The 19,112-nt window shown below is 60.3% G+C and carries 13 protein-coding genes; 7 read left to right on the top strand and 6 right to left on the bottom strand.

Going from position 1 to position 19,112, the window contains the following annotated elements:
* Positions 1–72: 72 nt before the first annotated feature.
* Positions 73–633 (top strand): hypothetical protein, encoded by a 561-nt coding sequence (locus tag HU735_RS17030; protein WP_186714462.1) that lies wholly within the window; start codon positions 73–75, stop codon positions 631–633.
* An 83-nt stretch (positions 634–716) separates the two neighbouring features.
* On the opposite strand, the gene HU735_RS17025 is transcribed toward HU735_RS17030, so the two are convergent.
* From HU735_RS17025 to HU735_RS17010, 4 genes are read right to left on the bottom strand one after another with little or no spacing between them, the layout of a single operon-like run.
* Positions 717–1,652 (bottom strand): HNH endonuclease, encoded by a 936-nt coding sequence (locus HU735_RS17025; RefSeq protein WP_186714461.1) that lies wholly within the window; start codon positions 1,650–1,652, stop codon positions 717–719.
* A gap of 2 nt (positions 1,653–1,654) precedes the next feature.
* Positions 1,655–3,955 (bottom strand): AAA family ATPase, encoded by a 2,301-nt coding sequence (locus tag HU735_RS17020; protein ID WP_186714460.1) that lies wholly within the window; start codon positions 3,953–3,955, stop codon positions 1,655–1,657.
* A complete protein-coding gene (locus HU735_RS17015) occupies positions 3,942–7,754 on the bottom strand; it encodes a hypothetical protein (protein WP_186714459.1) in 3,813 nt (1,270 codons plus the stop codon). Before HU735_RS17015 ends, HU735_RS17020 begins: the two co-directional genes overlap by 14 nt.
* A 49-nt stretch (positions 7,755–7,803) precedes the next feature.
* A complete protein-coding gene (locus HU735_RS17010; protein ID WP_186714458.1) occupies positions 7,804–8,010 on the bottom strand; it encodes a hypothetical protein in 207 nt (68 codons plus the stop codon).
* 434 nt (positions 8,011–8,444) lie between these two features.
* Between HU735_RS17010 and HU735_RS17005 the strand changes: the two genes are divergently transcribed.
* Entirely contained in the window at positions 8,445–10,256 is a 1,812-nt protein-coding gene (locus HU735_RS17005) for an AAA family ATPase (protein WP_186714457.1), read from the top strand.
* Positions 10,257–10,259: 3 nt separating this feature from the next.
* Positions 10,260–11,978: an ATP-dependent helicase gene (locus tag HU735_RS17000; protein WP_186714456.1), complete on the top strand. Its 1,719-nt coding sequence runs from the start codon at positions 10,260–10,262 to the stop codon at positions 11,976–11,978.
* Positions 11,979–12,280: 302 nt separating this feature from the next.
* Here HU735_RS17000 and HU735_RS16995 read toward each other — a convergent pair whose 3' ends face one another.
* Complete coding sequence (locus tag HU735_RS16995) at positions 12,281–12,598, bottom strand: hypothetical protein (RefSeq protein ID WP_186714455.1); 318 nt, start codon at positions 12,596–12,598, stop codon at positions 12,281–12,283.
* The gene (locus HU735_RS16990) at positions 12,595–12,996 is read right to left on the bottom strand and encodes a hypothetical protein (protein WP_186714454.1); all 402 of its coding nucleotides are present in this window, start codon (positions 12,994–12,996) and stop codon (positions 12,595–12,597) included. Before HU735_RS16990 ends, HU735_RS16995 begins: the two co-directional genes overlap by 4 nt.
* Positions 12,997–13,376: 380 nt before the next feature.
* On the opposite strand from HU735_RS16990, the gene lexA reads away from it, so the two are divergent.
* The 4 genes from lexA to HU735_RS16970 are packed head-to-tail and all read left to right on the top strand — an operon-like array spanning position 13,377 to position 19,110.
* Positions 13,377–13,994, top strand: coding sequence for a transcriptional repressor LexA (lexA, locus tag HU735_RS16985; protein WP_050705618.1), 618 nt, complete (start codon positions 13,377–13,379; stop codon positions 13,992–13,994).
* Complete coding sequence (imuA, locus tag HU735_RS16980) at positions 13,994–14,614, top strand: translesion DNA synthesis-associated protein ImuA (protein ID WP_186714453.1); 621 nt, start codon at positions 13,994–13,996, stop codon at positions 14,612–14,614. The genes lexA and imuA overlap by 1 nt, the downstream gene beginning before the upstream one ends.
* A 6-nt stretch (positions 14,615–14,620) precedes the next feature.
* Positions 14,621–16,039, top strand: a complete 1,419-nt coding sequence (locus HU735_RS16975; RefSeq protein WP_186714452.1) for a DNA polymerase Y family protein — start codon at positions 14,621–14,623, stop codon at positions 16,037–16,039.
* Complete coding sequence (locus HU735_RS16970) at positions 16,036–19,110, top strand: error-prone DNA polymerase (RefSeq protein WP_186714451.1); 3,075 nt, start codon at positions 16,036–16,038, stop codon at positions 19,108–19,110. Before HU735_RS16975 ends, HU735_RS16970 begins: the two co-directional genes overlap by 4 nt.
* Positions 19,111–19,112 lie beyond the last annotated feature (2 nt).

Genomic DNA, 19,112 nt, shown 5'->3' with positions numbered 1-19,112 from the left:
TCGGTTCAGTGCGTATGAACCTGCCATCAATCAGGCGGGTAGCTCTCGCCGCCAACAGAGGGAGTAGGGTAGTTGTCATCTGTAAAAAAGAACCTGTGGCACTGGCTGTCTACCAAACCGGGCTTGCTCCTGGCCCTGTTGCTCAATGTCCTCCAGAGCTGGATTACGTACCGCCTCTTCGGGATTGATGTGTCCGCAATGGCGTACTTGATGGGCGCTTTTACCGTCTTCATCTTTTTAGTGGACAATCGCGACGACCGCTTTCTCAAAGGTTTCTTTCTGATTGCTTATGGCGTGATGATCCAATTTTCCTACGACTTGGTGTTCAAAAAAGCATTGGAAGGCTCGCCCTGGGCAGATAACGTCAAGATGCTGCTGATGATGATCACTATCGGCTCTACCGGGGCAGGCGGGAGCTTGATCGCCACGCACAGTGATCGCAGTTCAGCCGACCTGGAATCCGGTAGCAATCAGGCCAATGGTGAGTCAGCTTTCACTCGACTCGACACGCTCGAACGTCAGGTGCAGGGGCTGGACCGTAAACTGGATCAATTGATCAAACGGGCGGGACTGACGAGCGCTGGCCTGTTGTTTGTCGGGCTTATGTTAGTGATCTTGCTGCTGGGCCGCTGAGTCAGTGCGCAGGTGGCGCTGCAATTGGAGGCGCGGGGGTGCCGGGGCAGTTAGTCAGACCGCCACAGCGCCCGCGGTGAGACTCAGATGGCTAAGCGGCGCTTGAAACCCTCCAGCCAAGTCCGGGCCATTGCCGAATAGGGAGCTTCTGGTGCAGTTGCGGCTTTGAGTTCCTGCAGCATGCGGTCACGTAACAGCCGCAGCCGCGTGGCAACACCGGCTGCGGGCGTTCCTTGTAGCTGAAGCGCGGCATCCGGTGCCTCCAATGCGTCGATCGACGTGGCCAGGTCAATGATGAGGTCGCCAAGGAATTCCATGCTACGCAGCACGCGATTGCGATCTTGCAGGAGTTTGAGGCGATTCAATCCATACACCTGGATTGAGACAGCACCGCGCTTTTGCTGCGCTGGGGTACCGGTCGGCACGATCAACCCCGTGGGGTGCGCTGGATCCACGCTGTACAGCAGGTGAGCGGCCGGATCGTCATTGCAGGGGTTGAGGAGCAATGGCTGCTCCAGGGAAAAGTCTGTACTTTCGGCAGTGGTTCGTACCCCACCGGCGGCCAAGGGGAAGCTGTTTTTCTTTCCTGCTTGGGTCAACGGCGGAGAGGTGCTGGCGGCCAAAACGGCCAAACTTGAGGATGCCTCCACAATTACCTGACCGCGCTTGCGATTGCAGTCGATGCATGAGGGCAGCAGATTTTCCCATTGCATGGCGATCCACCAGTAGCCGCCATGCGTCGCTGCCTCGGTGACACCCCCCTTGGGCCGATAATGCTCGATATCGACCGGCGCCGAAGCGGCATAAAAGGTCTCACAGTACGCACACTTACCGTGAAACATTTTCTCTAACGCACGGCGGACATCATCCCCCTTGTAGGCCGTGTACTCGAAGCTCTTCTTCTTTTTATCAGCCGGCGCGGGGGTGGCGCGGTGCACGCGTACCCGCGCAAGTTCATCGCTACCGGCGGCCCCAAGTTGAAGGGAGGCGGGAGTAGGCGCACGCTGGACCTGACGCATGATCACAAGTCCTCCAACGCGGCGAGGATTTCGTCCTTGGCTTTACGTCGTAACGCATGCAATGCCTCACTACTCGCGGCGCGCCGCCGGGCCAGGTATTCGGCGACAGCCTGCTGCACGAGGCGATGTGCCTCGCTTGAGCCGATGGGGAGGGCACTGCTGATGTCGCGTTGGAAAACGCTCAACATCTGCTGATCCTCGATACTTAAAAGGTCGCCACGGCTACGCTTGGCCATCAAGTCGGCAACATTGGCCAGATGGCGATCGGTATAAGCGTCGTCTGTGGAGAGCATCTGGAAAAAATCTGAAGTGAGTAGCTGTTCAAGGCGAAGCTCCGCTACCGCCGGAAGACCGGCGATGCTTTCGATGACCATCGGGAATTGACTGTCCAGCCGAGCCTCCGAAGTGGCGATGCGTTGCACTACCGCGACTTCACCGTCTGCCATGCCGCGCAAGCACAACGGGTCATGTGTGGTCACAATGAAAGTCATGTTCGGCAGGGCTGCGCGCAGACGGGACATCACCTGTACCTTCCAGCGCGGATGCAAGTGGGCTTCGATTTCATCAATCAGGATTACCCCGCGTGCTGCCTGAAAATTCTCGAATCCAGGATAAACTGTCGGACTCATCAGTCCTTTGAGGATGTCGCAGACCATTGCCAACATCGACCGATAGCCCGAGGACACGGCGTGAAGTGGTGTGTGGTTGAAGCGTGTTGAACCGTCCAAATCAGTCACAGTGGTGACCATGCACAATGCGCCGGTGCCCGGCATGCGTTGAATGACATCGAATTCACCATCGATTGCCAAGACATCGCGCAGTGTGCGAATCACCATGTCAAAGCGATCTTGGTGAAGCCTGCTTAGCCAAGGCTCAGGATTGGAGAGCGGATGACCGTCAAACAGGCTGCGTACATGGGTATGTGCAGTTGCACGCTGACTGGTCTGACCGTATCGACGAAAAGCACCGTAGGCAAAGACAGGGACTTGCTGGTTGCCCAGATCGCTGTCGTGGGTGGGCTGCTGTCGGTCGATGCTCAACTGAACCCAGCGTTGATTGGTCAGTTCGATTCGAACGTGGGCCGTCGCCATCTCCCCTAACTGATCAACGCCGAGCTGCGCAGGGTCAATTACCATGTCAGCCCAGGGCACATTGAGTGCGCTGCGTACCGCCGTGGGGACCAGGGTCAAGGCTATGGCTTCCAGAATAGAGCTTTTTCCGGTGGCGTTCTCACCCAGAATGACCAACGAGGGAGCCAGTGTTCCATGGTGCTCCGCGGTGCTTGCCGATGGCTCGTTGAGCCGGAGGTCCAGACGCTCAATAGCTTTGAAGTTACGAATTTGAATAGCAATCACGGCATCTTTTGCCGGGGGCAGGCGCCGCACCTGCGTGCCATGCACGCGAAGGTCCGCGTCTTCACGCTGCAGCAGGTGGCGCGCCTGTTCCAGTAGCGCGGCGGCATCGGGGGTCGCAGCCCATTTGTAAAGGGCAGGGCGCACGCGCTCGACAGCCAACTTCCGCCCGATGCCTCTGACCGACAGATGTTCGAGCAGGCGCCGGAGCAGCAAGTACCACGTACCCCCGAACTCCAGGCTCTTGAAATCAACCAGCGGGTCAATTTTCTTGAGCTCTCCTGAAAGCACACACGTGTAAAGTGCTTCCAAGCGCTTTTGATAGACCTGATAGCGTTGATCGCGGCGCTCCGAGCGATTGAGGTCGAAGATGGCAATGGTTTGCTCGCCACGAGTTGTGCCTGCCAGCAGTTCACCGTCGAGTGTGGGGATCAAGTGCTTGGCAAACTGTCGCTCCTGAGTGGGATCCAGCAGCAAGGGCTCCTCTTCGGGCGAGCCAAAAGGCCAAAGCCCTTTGCCGCTGCTGACATACGCCTGAACCTGGTCCAGTGCTGGTGGCCGGCAGCGCGCTCTGCGAACTGGAAACTGCGGCTCAATCGGCGTGCAGCCTTGACAGATGGGCAGCAGGTTCTGCCACGCGTCGGCAAGCCAGACGTAATAAAGATGCGCGTCACTGGAGCGCGCAACTGGCAGCGCGTTACCTGGCGGACGGAAGCGATGAATAACCAGCTTAGTGCTGGCTTCACAGAAAACGCAGCGCTGCCCGCTCATGTCGGCCAGCGCTTCCAGCAGGTGCGGCTCTTCCGGGTTAAATCCGATGGCCGGCACGCTTGTTTGCGCCCGCCGCTGAGGCTCCAGCTGCCAAAACTCCAGCATCGCTTTTCGTGACGTCTGGGCTTGGGGGGAGCTGAGTGCGGCTGGAGGAGTCATGGGGCGATCAACGTACTGCATGGTCTACCTCCAATGCCGGGGAGAGGAGGGTGCTGGTCCGATTGAGACGACGCGCAGCGTCAGCGACGTCCTCAATTCGCCATGGCTGCATATCTCCGTCGGTGGTTGCCCGGCTGACAGCACACGCGCGCATGTAGGTGCAAAAATGCTGAACAGGGTGTTTTTCGGCGAGCTCAAGGATCGCGCGGTAGGTGATCTCAGAAGATTGCTCCTGGAGCATGCCGAAGAGGCGTTCGCGCGCGTCCTGAGCATCATCACGTACCGTTGGGGAATACACCCCGCCTCCGGCACGATTAAGGTCGTTTTTCACTCGGATAACGCTGTGCATCAGGAGGTACAGATCTTTCAGGTAAGTTGGACTGTTGAAACCGCCAATACTCAGGACTGCATTCCGCCGGCCTCCCAGTAACTCTACGCTGAAGGTTTCGCCGAACCGCTCGGCAGCTGCTGGAGATAACTTTTTCAGGGCTGTTCTCAAGGCTCGGAGCGACAATGTCGGGTCGGCGTCGGTACGGACCGCGTACCAAATGGGCAATTGTTCGCGCGGCGTCGCAGGGTCGGCGATCTTGTCCAAAGCCAGTCCGGCGATTTCGGCCGCTGGTAAGTTGTCACTCCCGATGATGCGCCGGCTGTAGCGCAGGCATTCAAGGTTCTGTACCTGATGGCTCATCAGCCATTGCTTAAGCAACGGGGCCAGCGTCGAATGCAGCACGGGCGCATGATAGACCACGTCGTGCAGGACATAGAACGGACGTTGCTCGGGCTGGCTGGTGGTCAATTCCCACTCAATTTCGCGGTAGAAGAATGCGGTCGCCTCAGGCAGATGCTGTCGGCAGAGGCTATCGAGCCAGGAAGGGAAGCCATTGAGCTCGAAAAGCGCGTAGCGCAGGGCCGACTCCGCTTCCCGCGCGTCTAATTTGGTAATGTGGTCCTGGTTGTTCAATTCGATCGCGAGGCCAGTCAACCCGAACATGACCGCCGCGGGAATACTGTTCGGCTCGGCGCCTTCTGAGCGTAAAGTGGGTTGGTAGGCACGCCAGAAAGCGACGGCGGCATCCCGATAGGCTTCGGCAACCGCCAGGCCAAACTCCGGGATCAGTGCGCTCCAATTACTGCCATCGAGCTGCGTGGACGATCCGGAGCCTTCACGAATATGTTCCATCAGATGAAACTGAAAGTTACTCACCTCGCTCGGTTGTAAGCCAGGCGGGTGACGCACTAGATCGGGATTGGCTTTCAGGCGCTCGATGAAGTGCATCCACTGAGTGTTTTCTCGCTTTTGCTGCCGTGCATGCTGACGACGGTATTTTCTTTCCTGCTCCTGAAAGCGCACGAGGGTGGGGTTTGGTATCGGGTTGAGCAGTGCCTGCAAGGTTTCTTGCAAGGGTTTAAGGCCATGGGTACTGGCCAGTAATTGTTCACGCCAGAGTGGTGGCTTGTCATGCTCATTGAAGATGCGATAGGCCCTCGCCAGCGCGACAAGCTGGTCATCTTCTAACGGACGCTGCCGCACCCAGCCCAACACCCTGGGGAAGCTGTCTGCATCAAATGCCCAAAAGTGCCATGAACATTCAGCCGGCCAGTCGTCCTTGAGACTCTGCCCTCTGCGTGCCTGCTGCGCGCGGCATTTCGCGATGCACCACCAGAACAATGCGTCGTTCAGGTCTGGCCACGCAGGAACCAGGGTCGTCAATGCGCCTTTGATGTCACCCAGTTCGCTACCGAACCATTGCATCGCAAGAATACTCAGGGTCGTGGAGGACATGGCGGCTGGAGCCCGCTTAACGATCAAGTGCTCTACGCATCGCAAGGCGATTGGCATTAACCAGTAGTACGCTTTCGAAAGCTCGCACTCCCCACGCTCCAGATGCGGCTTTTTCTGGAGGTAACTCAGCAAACCGCTGGCAAACGCGTGCAAGTCATCGGTTGATGTGAGTTCTGCGCAGCCAGCCAAGCGGTTGACGAAATCCGTCAGGTTGCCAGCGAGTCCACTGGAGTCGTAACGCTTGTAGCCCACCGATCGGGCGAGTGTTTCCAGAATGAAGGCAATTGAGACCTTCTTTGGCGGTGCATACGCGACCAACTCAGCAAAGACCGCGCGGGGTATTTCCCCCTCGCTGTCCAGAATGGCCCGCCAAAGCTCGTTGAGGCGCTCGTTGTCCGCCAAGCATCCGATTGCGCGAACTGCAACCAGACGAGCGTAGTGACTGCGTTGTGGATCCGCAGCAATACGGCCTAGCGGCGCAAGGCTCTGAGTCATCTTTCCTTGCCACACCAGGCGTCCCAAAATGAACATCACCCGGTCATTTTCAAAATGCTCTTCGATGAGCTGGAGTGTGAAGGGTTCCAGCTCGGGGGTAGCAATTCGCACGATTGCACTGTTATCCAGCCCTCTGAGCGACGCAAGCGGGTCTGTGATCTGTTCAATCACCCGCTTTAGGGTTGCCTCGCGCTCCTTGAGTGGCAATGCTGCGGCGTCTCCACCCTCAACGACGACTTCTGGGTAGTGCGCAATGACGCGATTACGGATGCGTTCGTCGAACAGAATCAACCACGGCAGCAGAGGGCGCAGGCGTGCACTCAGCACTGTCAGTCCATAGCGTGAACGAAACATCCAGGGCTCGATTTCGTTGCGATTAGTCTCGGTACCCAGGTGCTGCTGGATCCAGTGCGCGGCGAGTAATTCCCGTACCTCGCGATGGCGGAAACGCACCTCTCCGTAGACTGGCTCCCCAAAAAGCCCGCTGGTGAGCAGAGCATGGCGTTCGGCCGCAGACCATTCGGGCAGCAACACCATCGGGTCGATGCCGTCACCGGTAGTTGTAGCTTGTAACCGCACGTTAGCGATGCCAGTCAGGACTACTGCGATGGCAAGCAATTGGGCGCCGTCCAGCAGACGTGTGAGTGTCAGCGAAGGTGCACACAATTCTGCTTGGCTTAACTGCCGGGTAACGCTTTGCTCCAGGATGTTCAACCGACTCCCCAACACCTGATCGGTTTTCCAGGCGTGGATCAGGTCGCGCAAGTCGAACGGCAGTTGTGCCAACGTGAACAGATTACTGCGCTCCAGTTCATGCAAGAACGTCGAGCTATTCGGAACTTCGTTGCACTCCGCGAAAGTCTGGATGTCCTCGACCGATAACGCGGTCATTTGGTAAATGTTGAGTGTGGGGAGAGGCTCTTCGTTGGTGTGCGCGGTAAGCCGTTGTGAAGTGACTTCGTCTGCGACCAGGCTGACATTGGGCTCATCTTGTTCACCCTCAAGCGTGGTCATGTCAGCATGAAACGGCAAAATTGCTTCAAGCAGTGTACGGTCTCGCTGCGGGCGCCAGGCATATGGGCGGCTCGACACATAAATGTGCGCGCGATTGCAGGCCGATCCCACTCGACCGGCAAAATTATGCAATGCTTGTTCGAATACCCGCGCTGCTGTAAGGCGAATTTCATCCACAGAATCGAGGAAGAACCAACCTTCGTCGGAACTTGCTAGCCAGCTGATGAATGCCTCTGCCGATCCTACTTCGAAGGCCTGCTCAAACTGCTCCGAAAGGTCTTCGATACGGATAAAAAACGCTGCTTTACCCTGGTCTTTTAGTCGTCGTGCGGCTCCTTCCAACTCGTAGGTCTTTCCGGCGCCAGCTTCGGCGAGAATGACAACACGGTACTCATCGAACAACTGTGGCCATGTCTTGACGTCAGACGAAGCGCTTGCAAGCAACAGTTCTCCAATTGGAATATCGTCCTTCTGATAGGTTTCCGGAACAAGGCGGAAACCCCGATTGAGCGGTACCTGAGGCATGTGGCATCCCTGCAATGAAGATTCAAAGTTTTTTTAGCGGTGTGCCTTATCAGTTGTCTGGTATTTCGCCATGCGCCTGCGTGTTTTTGACATATGAGCGCAAATGGGGCCTAGCCGCCGATTCTGCATCCAGGCCACGAAGCTCGGTCCGGCGGATTTCACCGTTTGGTAAATAAACCAGAAGGGTGTCGTCGCACACCTCATAATCCGCGTAGTGGGTAATGCCTTCATGGACCAAAGAGAACTGCTGCATCATCCAACTCCTGATGAAAATAGAAGTGAGCTCGCGTACGCGCGCTGCTATTCAAGACAATTGGGCTGGGCGACGCCAACTTAATCAGGTCAGCCCTCGTCGCCTCGCAAATGGCCACTATAGAGGGTGGCATCGCGCCCGAGAAGGTCCACTCTGCTGAAAATCTGCTCAGTAGCGTTCAGAGAAAAGCCGTGGATGATGCCAAGCCGCCTCCGCATATGTGCCAGTCACGCCGTTTAACCTAGTAGGCCTTTTATCAAGTCGGATGGGATCAGTGGCTGCCAAGGTTACGATGCCGAATCTGCTTCGTAGGGAGCGCAACGCGCGCGCTCTGCAAAAGCAGTCCCACGGAAGGCATTGGGCCAATTTCTCGACTACTGTGTGATAGCTATTGGCCTTGTTGTCTGAGGCTTACACAGGATCGGGAGCGGACGGATATGCGGGTTGCACGGCTGCAGATTGAGAATTTCCGTGGCATCAAGCGTGCGGATGTTTTGTTGCCCAAACATGCCGTCATCGTTGGTGATAACAACATTGGTAAGTCTACGCTCCTAGAGGCGCTTGATCTCGTACTAGGCCCCGAGCGACTCTCCCGTAGGCCAGTGATAGATGAGCACGATTTTTATGCGGGAGAGTATGTCGATCTGCAGGGGCAGCCAGTAAACATAACCATAGAAGTGGTCATCACTGATCTGAATATGGATCAGGAAATGCGTTTTAGGGATCACATCGAGTGGTGGGATAACGGCGCGGAAGATCTGCTCGGAGGCCCGCCAGCAGAGAGTACTGACGAGCAGATGGTTCAGGCCTGTTTGCGCGTCGTTTTTATCGGCAGCTATGATGCCGATGAGGATGATTTCACTGGTACCACTTACTTCTGTTCGCCGATGAAACAGGATGGGTCCTACGATTTCTTCAGAACTGCCGATAAGCGTGTCTGTGGATTTCTGTATCTGCGCACGATCCGAACCGGCAGTCGTGCGTTGAGCCTTGAGCGTGGTTCGCTCTTGGACATCATTTTGCGGTTACAGGACGACAAGAACTTCAAAATCTGGGAAGGGCTCTTGGTTGAGCTTCGACAGTTGCAGGTTGCAGCTGATCCGGAGATCGGGATCAACGACATCCTGGCGGATGTTCAGGCCTCGATCCGCGGCTACATGCCCAGCGATGATGGTAGCGATCCCCAAATGCGTGTCACGCAACTGACTCGCGAGTCTCTGCGAAAAGCGTTAACTGTCTTCATGGTAACCGGTGCGCAGCGCAGTGATGGCGAAGCGCATGCAGCACCATTCCAGAGCCAAGGCACCGGTACTGTTAACATGATGGTACTGGCACTTCTGTCACTGATCGCGGAGCTAAAGCAGAACGTGATTTTTGCGATGGAGGAGCCAGAGATAGCAATCCCGCCGCATATTCAAAAACGCATCATCAACGGTGTGCGCAGCAAGTCAGCCCAGGCGCTGTTTACCTCGCATTCGCCTTACGTGCTCGAAGAGTTCGACCCCGAGCAGGTAATCGTTATCAGCCGAAACGATGGAAACTTGAGTGCTATGCCTGCAGGGCTGCCGCCGGGCATCAAAGCAAAAATGTACCGGCAAGACATGCGGCTGCGTGTTTGTGAGGCCCTTCTGGCACGTCGGGTGCTGATTGCCGAGGGCCGGACGGAATATGACGCTTGGCCCGCCGTAGCGCGACTGCTTCATCTGCAGGAGCCGGAGTCTTTCATGCCGCTTGAGGCGTTGGGCATCCCAATCATCGATGCGACGACTGACTCGCTGATCGCTCCGATGGGTGCCTACTACCGCAGGCTCGGGAAGAAGGTCTATGCCGTTTTCGACGAGCAGGCACCCGAGCAATTGGAAGCTATTAGGGCGTCGGTCGACTACCCCTATCAAGCGCCTGAGAAAGGTTTCGAGAACGTCGTTCTCAAAGGAACCGATGAGGAAGTGTTGCGTGGCTGGGTTGCGTCTCTGGTCGACAGCGGTGCTTGGCCTTCAGACTTAAAGGACAAGGCCCCGGGCCCTGATGCCACGAAGGATGAGGTAGCAGCGATTCTAGGGGTGCTGCTGAAGCGCTGGAAAGGCGATGGTGCTGCTGCCAGCTTACTTTGTACCGCCATGACCCGACATCAACTCCCGGAATTCATTGTCAGCACCCTCGAGAGCATTACAGCCACAATTGTTCCCAAGAAGCCCGAGCCTGAACTTTCGGAACTGGATGATGACTTTCTCGATTTGGTTGGGCCTTAACAGATGATGGTGCTTGATCAGTCTCGACGGGATGTTATCGAGTCACCCAGACATCTGGTGGTGATGGGCGGCCCTGGCTCAGGGAAAACCACAGTCGCATTGCTCAAAGCTGAAGCATTTCTAGGCCGACTAGACCTCACAGAGTATCAGCAGGTACTGTTCCTGAGCTTCGCCAGGGCAACGGTCGCGAGGGTTGCGGAACAGGCCGGGAAAATGCTGCCGAAACTTGAGCAGGCTCGGCTCGAGGTCAACACCTATCATGGCTTCACGTGGAATTTGCTGCGCAGCCATGGCTACTTGCTCCGCAACGGGCGACCCTTATCGCTTCTTCCTCCGCCAGAGGCTGCTGCGCGATTGTCCACATTGAGCGAAGAACAGATAGCCTTGGAGAAAATCAGGCTGCTCGAGGAGGAGGGACTGTTGCACTTCGACCTGTTCGCCAGCAATGCTGCCATGTTGCTGGAGAGAAGCCAGTCGCTGCAGCGCATCTACGGCAACAGCTATCCACTGATCATACTCGACGAGTTCCAGGACACGAACGAGGATGAGTGGCGTTTCATTCGGGCGTTGACTCGGCATAGCCAGGTGCTGGCTTTAGCTGATCCGGAACAACGAATCTACGAATTCCGCGGTGCCAGTGCTAGCAGGATTCAAGAGTTCGAACAGGCCTACCGCCCCGCCTCCTTTTCTTTTGGAATGGAAAATCACCGGAGCACAGGGACCGACATCGTCCAGTTCGGCAACGATCTGCTGGCAGGAGTAAATCGGGGCAGAGCCTACACCCATGTGTCGGTTACACCCTATGCGCCGCGCAAGGGGATGCTCCATCGGGCTTTCAAATTTGCCATTCTGACTGCTATAGCACGGTTGAATAGAGACGGACGTGATTGGTCACTAGCCATTCTGGTTCCCAGCAAAAGCTTCATGGCTGAGGTTTCTGCGTACCTTTCGAGTGATGCGGACAATCTGCCCAGGCTTTCCCATGAGGTGGCGTTCGACCAGGAGGCAGCAGCGCTCTCTGCTACGGCGATCGCCGCGTTGCTGGAAGGTGGCGCGAATGCTGAACTCATTACTGAAAGACTTCTTAGAAACCTATGTGCTCATCTGCGTGGCAGGAAAGGCGAGAAAGCCCCAAGCAAGGCTCACTTGGAATTGGTACTCGCTCTGGAGCAGTTGTTCGGTGGGCAAGCACTTCGTCGAGCGCCGCACAAGCGGGTTCTTGCTGCCGCACAGCTTATTGCAGTCCAGCGTCTTGAGTTGCAATTGACTGGCGACCCCCAAGTTGACTGGGTTGCCGCACGACAATTTCTGGATTCAAGCACCGAGCAGGTTTTCAAGCAGATCGGTATAGATGGTCGGTATGTGCGCTTGCTTGGGAAGGGGTCGCTACTTCGAAGCCGTTTGAGCGAGATGTGGCGCTCAGCTGAAGGCTATTCAGGAGCAGAGAAGCTGGTGCGGGATGCTCTTATTCAGGACCACTTTCAAGCTGTCACCAGGGACTGGAAGGGGCTCCATCTGATGACCATGCACAAGTCGAAGGGAAAGGAATTCACAGAGGTCATTCTTTATGAGGGAGTGATGAAGGGGCGTTTCTTGCCGACCGAAGCAACCCCGGATCGCGTGCGTCAGGCCCGTTTAGCCATGCGTGTCGCTGTCACTCGTGCAATGAAGAAGGCGACTATCTTGACGCCGACTGGGCGAAATCGCTGCCCGTTGATTTGAACGCAAGATTGGGGGTGCCTCCAGGGACCATCGCATCATTACTAATGTGCGGCTGATCGGACGTTGCGATCCGCTAACCTAGAGTGAAAGACAAAATGCCCAGGCCCAACCACCTCGCCTTCTTTGTCTGGCGGATAATGGTGAACGGGTTCCAGATTAGTGCAAAACGGCGCTGGTTGATCAAGGTTGTACCATTACCCCTTTCTTACAGCTCGCGGATGATACTCCGATTAATCGGCTTCCGAGTAAGTGCGAGTTTGATCCTGTCCGATGTCCTGTGCGCTAGCTCTTTTCATTTTTCATCAGAGGCCTCGAAACTGATTGATATCTGCTGTTTGTGAATAATGATACTCCTTGGGTGAAAAGCGTCCCTGTGGGCCAAACAATAAATTGGCCGTTAGATATTCGAGATAGAGGATCGCCTCCGGTTGCGCATATCGCATAAAGCACTCGCGCTGGGCCGCAGATAGACAGGCTCGGTGCTTCAGACATGCTTTCACCATTTCCGCTAGTACATAGCCGCGTATGTCGTATCGCTCATCCATGGCGCAAAGGATGGTTCGATAGCATAAGTGATAGTTCGGTTGCTGGCCGGTCTGTAGGTAGGCGTCGTTACTCATCCTTGACTCCCGGCCTGCCAGGAGGCCAGAAATTGCAGCACCTGCTCAACTTGGCCCTGACTGACTAGTTGCTCCGCAGTTCGCCCCTCGAAAGTTAACAATTGATCTTGGCGGAACCAGCCAATTGCTTGCTCGATAGTCGCACCGGTCTCAGTCACCGTCAGAACCACACGTAGGACATCTGTTATGAAGCGTAGCGCTGCTTCGGAGTCAGTCGTGGTTGCACCATCTGACTGGCTTTTGCGATACGTAGCGAGGTAAACGTCAAACTCAGCTGGGTTGAGGCCAAAAGCCCTGGCGTAACGTTCCCCTGGAGAGGTTGTCCCTTTCGTGTTGCGTAGGTAATCAGCCAATTCAGCAGCTGACAGCGCGCTTATTTGAAATGCCTCTTGGTTCATGACTTGTTCCCCTCGCGACCTTTCGTTAACAGCATGCCCCCAAATCAACAGTAAGCAAAGCCATAGCTGTGTGGCTTTTATGGTCGACGTGGCAAGGGCGGTCGTTCAGCGGAAGCGTATGTACGCCACGGGTGTGGAGCTTTCACGCAACGGCCTAGGAGCATCCCCCGATGACACAGTAGACACAGAGAGGACCAGGCGGAACGACTGAGACCACGCGATGGTGGTGGGCGGCCTGGAACTAATGTTTAGGGAATGTGCGGTAGGGTCGATTTGGGGGTTTGACTTACCGCCTTTTGGCCTTTTCAGTTCTGATCACTGCGAGGCGGGGAGGGCCGGCGACGAAGGGGACTGTTCAGTGTTTTGAAAAAAGAGTACAAATGTACTCCATGGACACTTTATCCCCCAAACGCCGCGCCATCCTCGGCTTCATCCGCGAGCGCATCACCGATCAAGGCCAGCCACCATCGCTGGCCGACATCGCCGAGCGCTTCGGTTTCGCCTCGCGCAGCGTGGCGCGCAAGCACATCACCGCCCTGAGCCAGGCCGGGTTCATCGACGTCACGCCCAACCAGGCGCGTGGCATCCGCCTGGCCGAGCCTCTGCGCCGGCCCGAAATCCTCGAGATCCCGGTACTTGGCCAGGTCGCCGCCGGTGCGCCGATCGGCCCCGACCTCGACATCCACGAGCAGTTGCTGCTCGACCCCAGCCTGTTCCGGCGCACCCCCGACTACCTGCTCAAGGTGCGCGGCGATTCGATGATCGATGACGGCATCTTCGACGGCGACCTGGTCGGCATCCGCCAGCAGGGCGAGGCCCGCGACGGGCAGATCGTGGTCGCCCGGCTCGACGGCGAGGTGACCATCAAGCGCCTGCAGCGCACCCGCGATGGCTATCGCCTGCTGCCGCGCAACCCGGCCTATGCCCCCATCGACGTGACCCCCGGGCACGAGTTCTTCATCGAAGGCGTGTTCTGCGGCCTGCTGAGGCGTGACTGATGGGCGCCGTGGTCGAACTCGACCGGCTGCTCGACCAGCGCCAGGTATGGCGTGGGCGGCAGTCCCTGGCGCGTCCGCAGGGCCTGCAACCCACCGGGCATGCCAGCCTCGACCATCGTCTGCCGGAAGGCGGCTGGCCGGCGGCGGCACTGAGCGAGCTGCTGCTGGCCAGCCCCGGCTGCGGTGAGCTGCAACTGCTCTGGCCGACACTCGCCCGGTTGACCGGGGAGGGGCAACGGGTGGTGCTGGTGGCGCCGCCATTCATTCCCTACGCGCCAGCCTGGCAGGCCGCCGGGGTGGACCTGCGCTGGCTGGTGCTGGTCGATGCCGAGGCGGCCGATGCCTTGTGGGCGGCCGAGCAGTGCCTGCGCTCGGGCAGTTGCGCCGCCGTGCTGTGCTGGCCAGGGTATGCCGACGATCGTGCCCTGCGCCGCCTGCAGGTGGCCGCGGAGACAGGCGACGCGTTGGCGTTTGCCTGTCGCCCGCACCAGGCCGCGCTGAACCCATCACCCGCCGCCCTGCGCATCGCCCTCGACCTGCGTCCGGCACAATGGCGCGTGCTCAAGTGCCGGGGCGGCCTGGCGCCGGCCACGCCCATCGCCTGCCCGGGGCGGGAGTGATGCGCCATGCTCTGGGCTTGCATTTTGTTGCCACAGCTGGCGCTGGACACCGTCCTGCGCGAACGCGACGACCCCGAGGCACCGCTGGTGCTGCTCGGCGGGCCGCCCCAGCGCCGCGTGCTGCGGGCGGTCAACCCGGCGGCCGCTGAGCTGGGCCTGCGCGCCGGGCAGACGCTGACCGCCGCCCGCGCCCTGGCCGACGGTTTCACCTGTGTCGAGGTCGAGCCGGCACGCATCGAGCAGTTGCAGCAGTTGCTGGCAGCCTGGGCCTACCGCTTCAGCGCCCAGGTCAGCCTGCACTATCCGCGGGCGTTGCTGCTGGAGGTGGGCTCGAGCCTGCAATTGTTCGGCCCCTGGCCATTGTTCGAGGCCCGCCTGCGCCAGGAACTGGCGGCGCTGGGGCTACGTCAGCGCATTGTCGTGGCCAGCAACCCGGTGGCGGCGAGGATGCTCGCCAATGGCCATGACGGCCTGGCGCTGACCTGCCCGCAGGCCACCCACGCCGCCTTGCTCGAGATGCCCGTCGAGCGTGTCGGCCTGCCCGCCGAGGCGGCCGAAGCCTTCGCCCGCATGGGCCTGCACCGGCTCGGGCAGGTGCTGGCATTGCCGCGCGATGCCTTGGCCAGACGTTTCAGTGTCCAGGTGCAGTTGCACCTGGATCAGCTGCTCGGCCTGCGCAACCTGGGGCTGGACTTCTACCAGCCGCCTGATCGTTTCGAGGCGCGGCTGGAGCTGAATTTCGATGTCGAGTCGCACCAGGCGCTGCTGTTCCCCTTGCGCCGCCTCATCGGCGACCTGGCGGCCTTCCTCGCCGGGCGCGACTGCGGCGTGCAGCGTTTCGAGCTGCATCTGGAGCACGCCGAAGGCGCGGACACCGTGCTCAAGGTCGGCCTGCTGGCCGCCGAGCGCGACGCCTCGCTGCTGTTCGAGCTGGCCCGTGGTCGCCTGGAGCCGCTGCGTATTCCGGCGCCGGTACGCAACCTGCGCCTGCTGGCCGCCGACCTGCCGCCATTCGTGCCGCAACGCCAGGCGCTGTTCGACCCGCGTGCACAGCAGGCCCAGCCCTGGGAGCAACTGCGTGAACGGCTGCGGGCACGGCTCGGTGACGAGGCGGTCAGGGGCCTGCGCGCCGCAGCCGACCATCGCCCCGAGTGCGCCTGGCAAGGCGTGGAGCAGGGCGCCCAGGGCCAACGGGTGATGGCTCCTGGTCGTCGTCCCGGTTGGCTGCTGCCCACACCCCAGCTCTTGAGCGAGACCGGCCTGCAACTGCTGGGGCAGGCCGAGCGCATCGAGTCCGGCTGGTGGGACGGTGGCGACGTGCGCCGTGACTACTACCGCATCGAGACCCGCGACGGCCTGCGCGGTTGGGCCTTTCGTGACCTGGCGAGCCCCGGGCCGCTGTGGTTGCAGGGCTGGTTCGCATGAACAGCCCGGATTATGCAGAGTTGCACTGCCTGTCGAACTTCAGTTTCCAGCGCGGCGCCTCCAGTGCCGACGAACTGTTCCGCCGCGCCCGCGAGCAGGGCTACCAGGCCCTGGCGATCACCGACGAATGCACGCTGGCGGGGATTGTCCGGGCCTGGCAGGCAGCGAAGCAGCATCAGCTGAAGCTGATCGTCGGCAGCGAGGTGCGGGTGCACCAGGGGCCGAAGCTGGTCCTGCTGGTGGGGGACCTTGTCGGCTACCAGAACCTCTGCGCGCTGATCACCCGCGCCCGGCGGCGTTTGGAGAAGGGCAGCTACCAGTTGCTCGCCGAGGACCTCGAGGCCCACCACCAGGGCCTGCTGGCGCTGTGGGTGGCCGAGCCCGACGATGGCGACGCGGCCTGGTTGCGGCCGCTGTTCGGCGAGCGCCTGTGGCTGGCGGTGCACCTGCACCGCGGGGCCGATGACGGCCAGCGCCTGGCGCAGCTGCGCGCCCTTGGGGCACGACTGGATATCCCGCTGGTGGCCTGCGGCGATGTGCACATGCATGTGCGCGGGCGGCGGGCACTGCAGGACTGCATGACGGCCATCCGCGAACATTGCGCGGTCGCCGAGGCGGGGCGCTTCCTGTTCGCCAACGGCGAGCGTCACCTGAGGTCGCTCGACCAGCTGCGCGAGCTGTACCCCGCCGACCTGCTCGCGCAGACCACCCAGGTTGCCGGGCGCTGCACCTTCGACCTGTCACAGTTGAAGTACCAGTACCCACGGGAACTGGTGCCCGAAGGGCAGACCCCGGCCAGCTGGTTGCGCGAACTGTGCCGGCGCGGCCTGCCCGAGCGCTGGCCCCAGGGCCCGAGCGACAAGGTGCGCACGGTGCTGGAGCGGGAGCTGGCACTGATCGAGGAACTGGGCTACGAGAGTTACTTCCTGACCGTCCACGACATCGTCGCCTTCGCCCGCCGCCAGCGCATCCTCTGCCAGGGGCGCGGTTCGGCGGCCAACTCGGTGGTGTGTTTCGTCCTCGGCATCACCGAGCTCGACCCCATGGAGCATCGCCTGTTGTTCGAGCGCTTTCTCTCCCGCGAGCGCAACGAGCCGCCGGACATCGACGTGGACTTCGAGCATGACCGCCGTGAAGAAGTGATCCAGTACGTGTTCCGCCGCTACGGCCGGCACCGTGCGGCACTCACCGCCGTGGTCAGCAGCTACCATGCCGCTGGCGCGGTACGCGACGTGGCCCGGGTGCTCGGCCTGCCGACCGACCAGGTGGACGCCCTGGCCAAGTGCTGCGGGCGCTGGAGTGATCGCATCCCCGATGCCGGGCGCCTGGCCGAGGCCGGTTTCGACGCGCACAGCCCCTCGCTGCGGCGCATCCTGGTGCTGGCGGGGGAACTGATCGGCTTTCCCCGGCACCTGTCGCAGCATCCCGGCGGCTTTGTCATCTCCGAGCAGCCGCTGGACCGGCTGGTGCCGGTGGAGAACGCGGCGATGGCCGAGCGCACGGTGATCCAGTGGGACAAGGACGACCTGGACATGGTCGGCCTGCTCAAGGTCGATGTGCTGGCGCTGGGCATGCTCAGCGCCCTGCGCCGCTGCTTCGACCTGATCGCCCGGCACCGGGGGCGCGAGTACACGCTGGCGACCCTGCCCAAGGAGGACCCGGCCACCTACGCCATGATCGGCCGCGCCGAGACCATGGGCGTGTTCCAGATCGAGTCGCGGGCACAGATGGCCATGCTGCCCCGGCTCAAGCCGGTGAAGTTCTACGACCTGGTGATCGAGGTGGCCATCGTCCGTCCCGGGCCGATCCAGGGCGACATGGTCCACCCGTACCTGCGCCGCAGGCTCAAGCAGGAGCCGGTTACCTATCCATCGGAAAAACTCCAGGCCGTCTTCGAGCGCACCCTGGGCGTGCCGTTGTTCCAGGAGCAGGTGATGGAGCTGGCCATGGTCGCCGCCGACTACAGCCCGGGCGAGGCCGACCAGTTGCGCCGCAGCATGGCTGCCTGGAAGCGCCATGGCGGCCTGGAACCGCACCGCGAGCGGTTGATCGCGGGCATGCTGCGCAATGGCTACGAACTGGCGTTTGCCGAGCGCATCTTCGAGCAGATCAAGGGCTTCGGCAGCTACGGTTTTCCTGAGTCCCACGCCGCCAGTTTCGCCCTGCTGTGCTACGCCAGCAGCTGGCTCAAGTGCCATGAGCCGGCGATCTTCACCTGCGCGCTGGTCAACAGTTGGCCGATGGGCTTCTACAGCCCCGACCAACTACTGCAGGAGGCGCGCCGCCAAGGGATCGAAGTGCGCCCGGTGGATGTGTTCCATAGCGACTGGGACTGCACGCTGGAAGCCGTGGGTGAGGGCGCGCTGGCCATCCGCCTGGGGCTGCGTCAGATTCGTGGCTTCGGGGAAGACGATGCCCGCCGCCTGGCGCAGGCGCGGGCACAGCGTCCGTGGCGCGACGTCGAGGACCTGTGCCTGCGTGCCGGGCTCGACGCTCGGGCCCGTGCGCGCCTGGCGGATGCCGGGGCCTTGCGCGGGCTGGCCGGTGACCGCCACCAGGCGCGCTGGCAGGTGGCGGCGGTGCAGGCGCAGTTGCCGCTGTTTGCCGAGGTCGACTCCGTGCCCGAGCAGGCGGTGATGTTGCCGCTGCCGAGTGTCGCCGAGGACCTGGCCGCCGACTACGACACCCTGGGCACCACCCTCGGACCGCATCCCTTGACCCTGCTGCGTTCACGCTTGCGGGCGCTGGGTTGTCGCAGCTCGACGGAACTGGCGGGGGTCGAGCATGGCGACACGATTGCCGTGGCCGGCATCGTGGTCGGCCGGCAGCGCCCGCAGACCGCCAGTGGCGTGACCTTCGTCACCCTCGAGGATGAGCACGGGATGGTCAACGTGGTGGTCTGGCGCGACCTGGCCGAGCGCCAGCGGCGGGCGCTGGTGGGCTCGAAATTGCTCAAGGTGAGCGGGTGCCTGGAGCAGGAGAGCGGGGTGCGGCACCTGATCGCCCGACGACTGGAGGACATCAGCCCCTTGTTGCAGGGGCTGGATGTGCGCAGCCGGGACTTTCACTAACA

Origin of the sequence: Pseudomonas sp. BW16M2 (assembly GCF_014268865.1) — a bacterium.
Lineage (GTDB): Bacteria > Pseudomonadota > Gammaproteobacteria > Pseudomonadales > Pseudomonadaceae > Aquipseudomonas > Aquipseudomonas peradeniyensis.
Note: the sequence above shows the minus strand (reverse complement) of the source record. Positions and strands in the feature narration are given on the sequence as shown.

Bases quoted from the DNA above. Each gene is read 5' to 3' on its own strand.
- HU735_RS17025 (WP_186714461.1), bottom strand. From the start codon at position 1,652: ATGCGTCAGGTCCAGCGTGCGCCTACTCCCGCCTCCCTTCAACTTGGG.
- HU735_RS17020 (WP_186714460.1), bottom strand. From the start codon at position 3,955: ATGCAGTACGTTGATCGCCCCATGACTCCTCCAGCCGCACTCAGCTCC.
- HU735_RS17015 (WP_186714459.1), bottom strand. From the start codon at position 7,754: ATGCCTCAGGTACCGCTCAATCGGGGTTTCCGCCTTGTTCCGGAAACC.
- HU735_RS17010 (WP_186714458.1), bottom strand. From the start codon at position 8,010: ATGATGCAGCAGTTCTCTTTGGTCCATGAAGGCATTACCCACTACGCG.
- HU735_RS17005 (WP_186714457.1), top strand. From the start codon at position 8,445: ATGCGGGTTGCACGGCTGCAGATTGAGAATTTCCGTGGCATCAAGCGT.
- HU735_RS17000 (WP_186714456.1), top strand. From the start codon at position 10,260: ATGATGGTGCTTGATCAGTCTCGACGGGATGTTATCGAGTCACCCAGA.
- HU735_RS16995 (WP_186714455.1), bottom strand. From the start codon at position 12,598: ATGAGTAACGACGCCTACCTACAGACCGGCCAGCAACCGAACTATCAC.
- HU735_RS16990 (WP_186714454.1), bottom strand. From the start codon at position 12,996: ATGAACCAAGAGGCATTTCAAATAAGCGCGCTGTCAGCTGCTGAATTG.
- lexA (WP_050705618.1), top strand. From the start codon at position 13,377: ATGTACTCCATGGACACTTTATCCCCCAAACGCCGCGCCATCCTCGGC.
- imuA (WP_186714453.1), top strand. From the start codon at position 13,994: ATGGGCGCCGTGGTCGAACTCGACCGGCTGCTCGACCAGCGCCAGGTA.
- HU735_RS16975 (WP_186714452.1), top strand. From the start codon at position 14,621: ATGCTCTGGGCTTGCATTTTGTTGCCACAGCTGGCGCTGGACACCGTC.
- HU735_RS16970 (WP_186714451.1), top strand. From the start codon at position 16,036: ATGAACAGCCCGGATTATGCAGAGTTGCACTGCCTGTCGAACTTCAGT.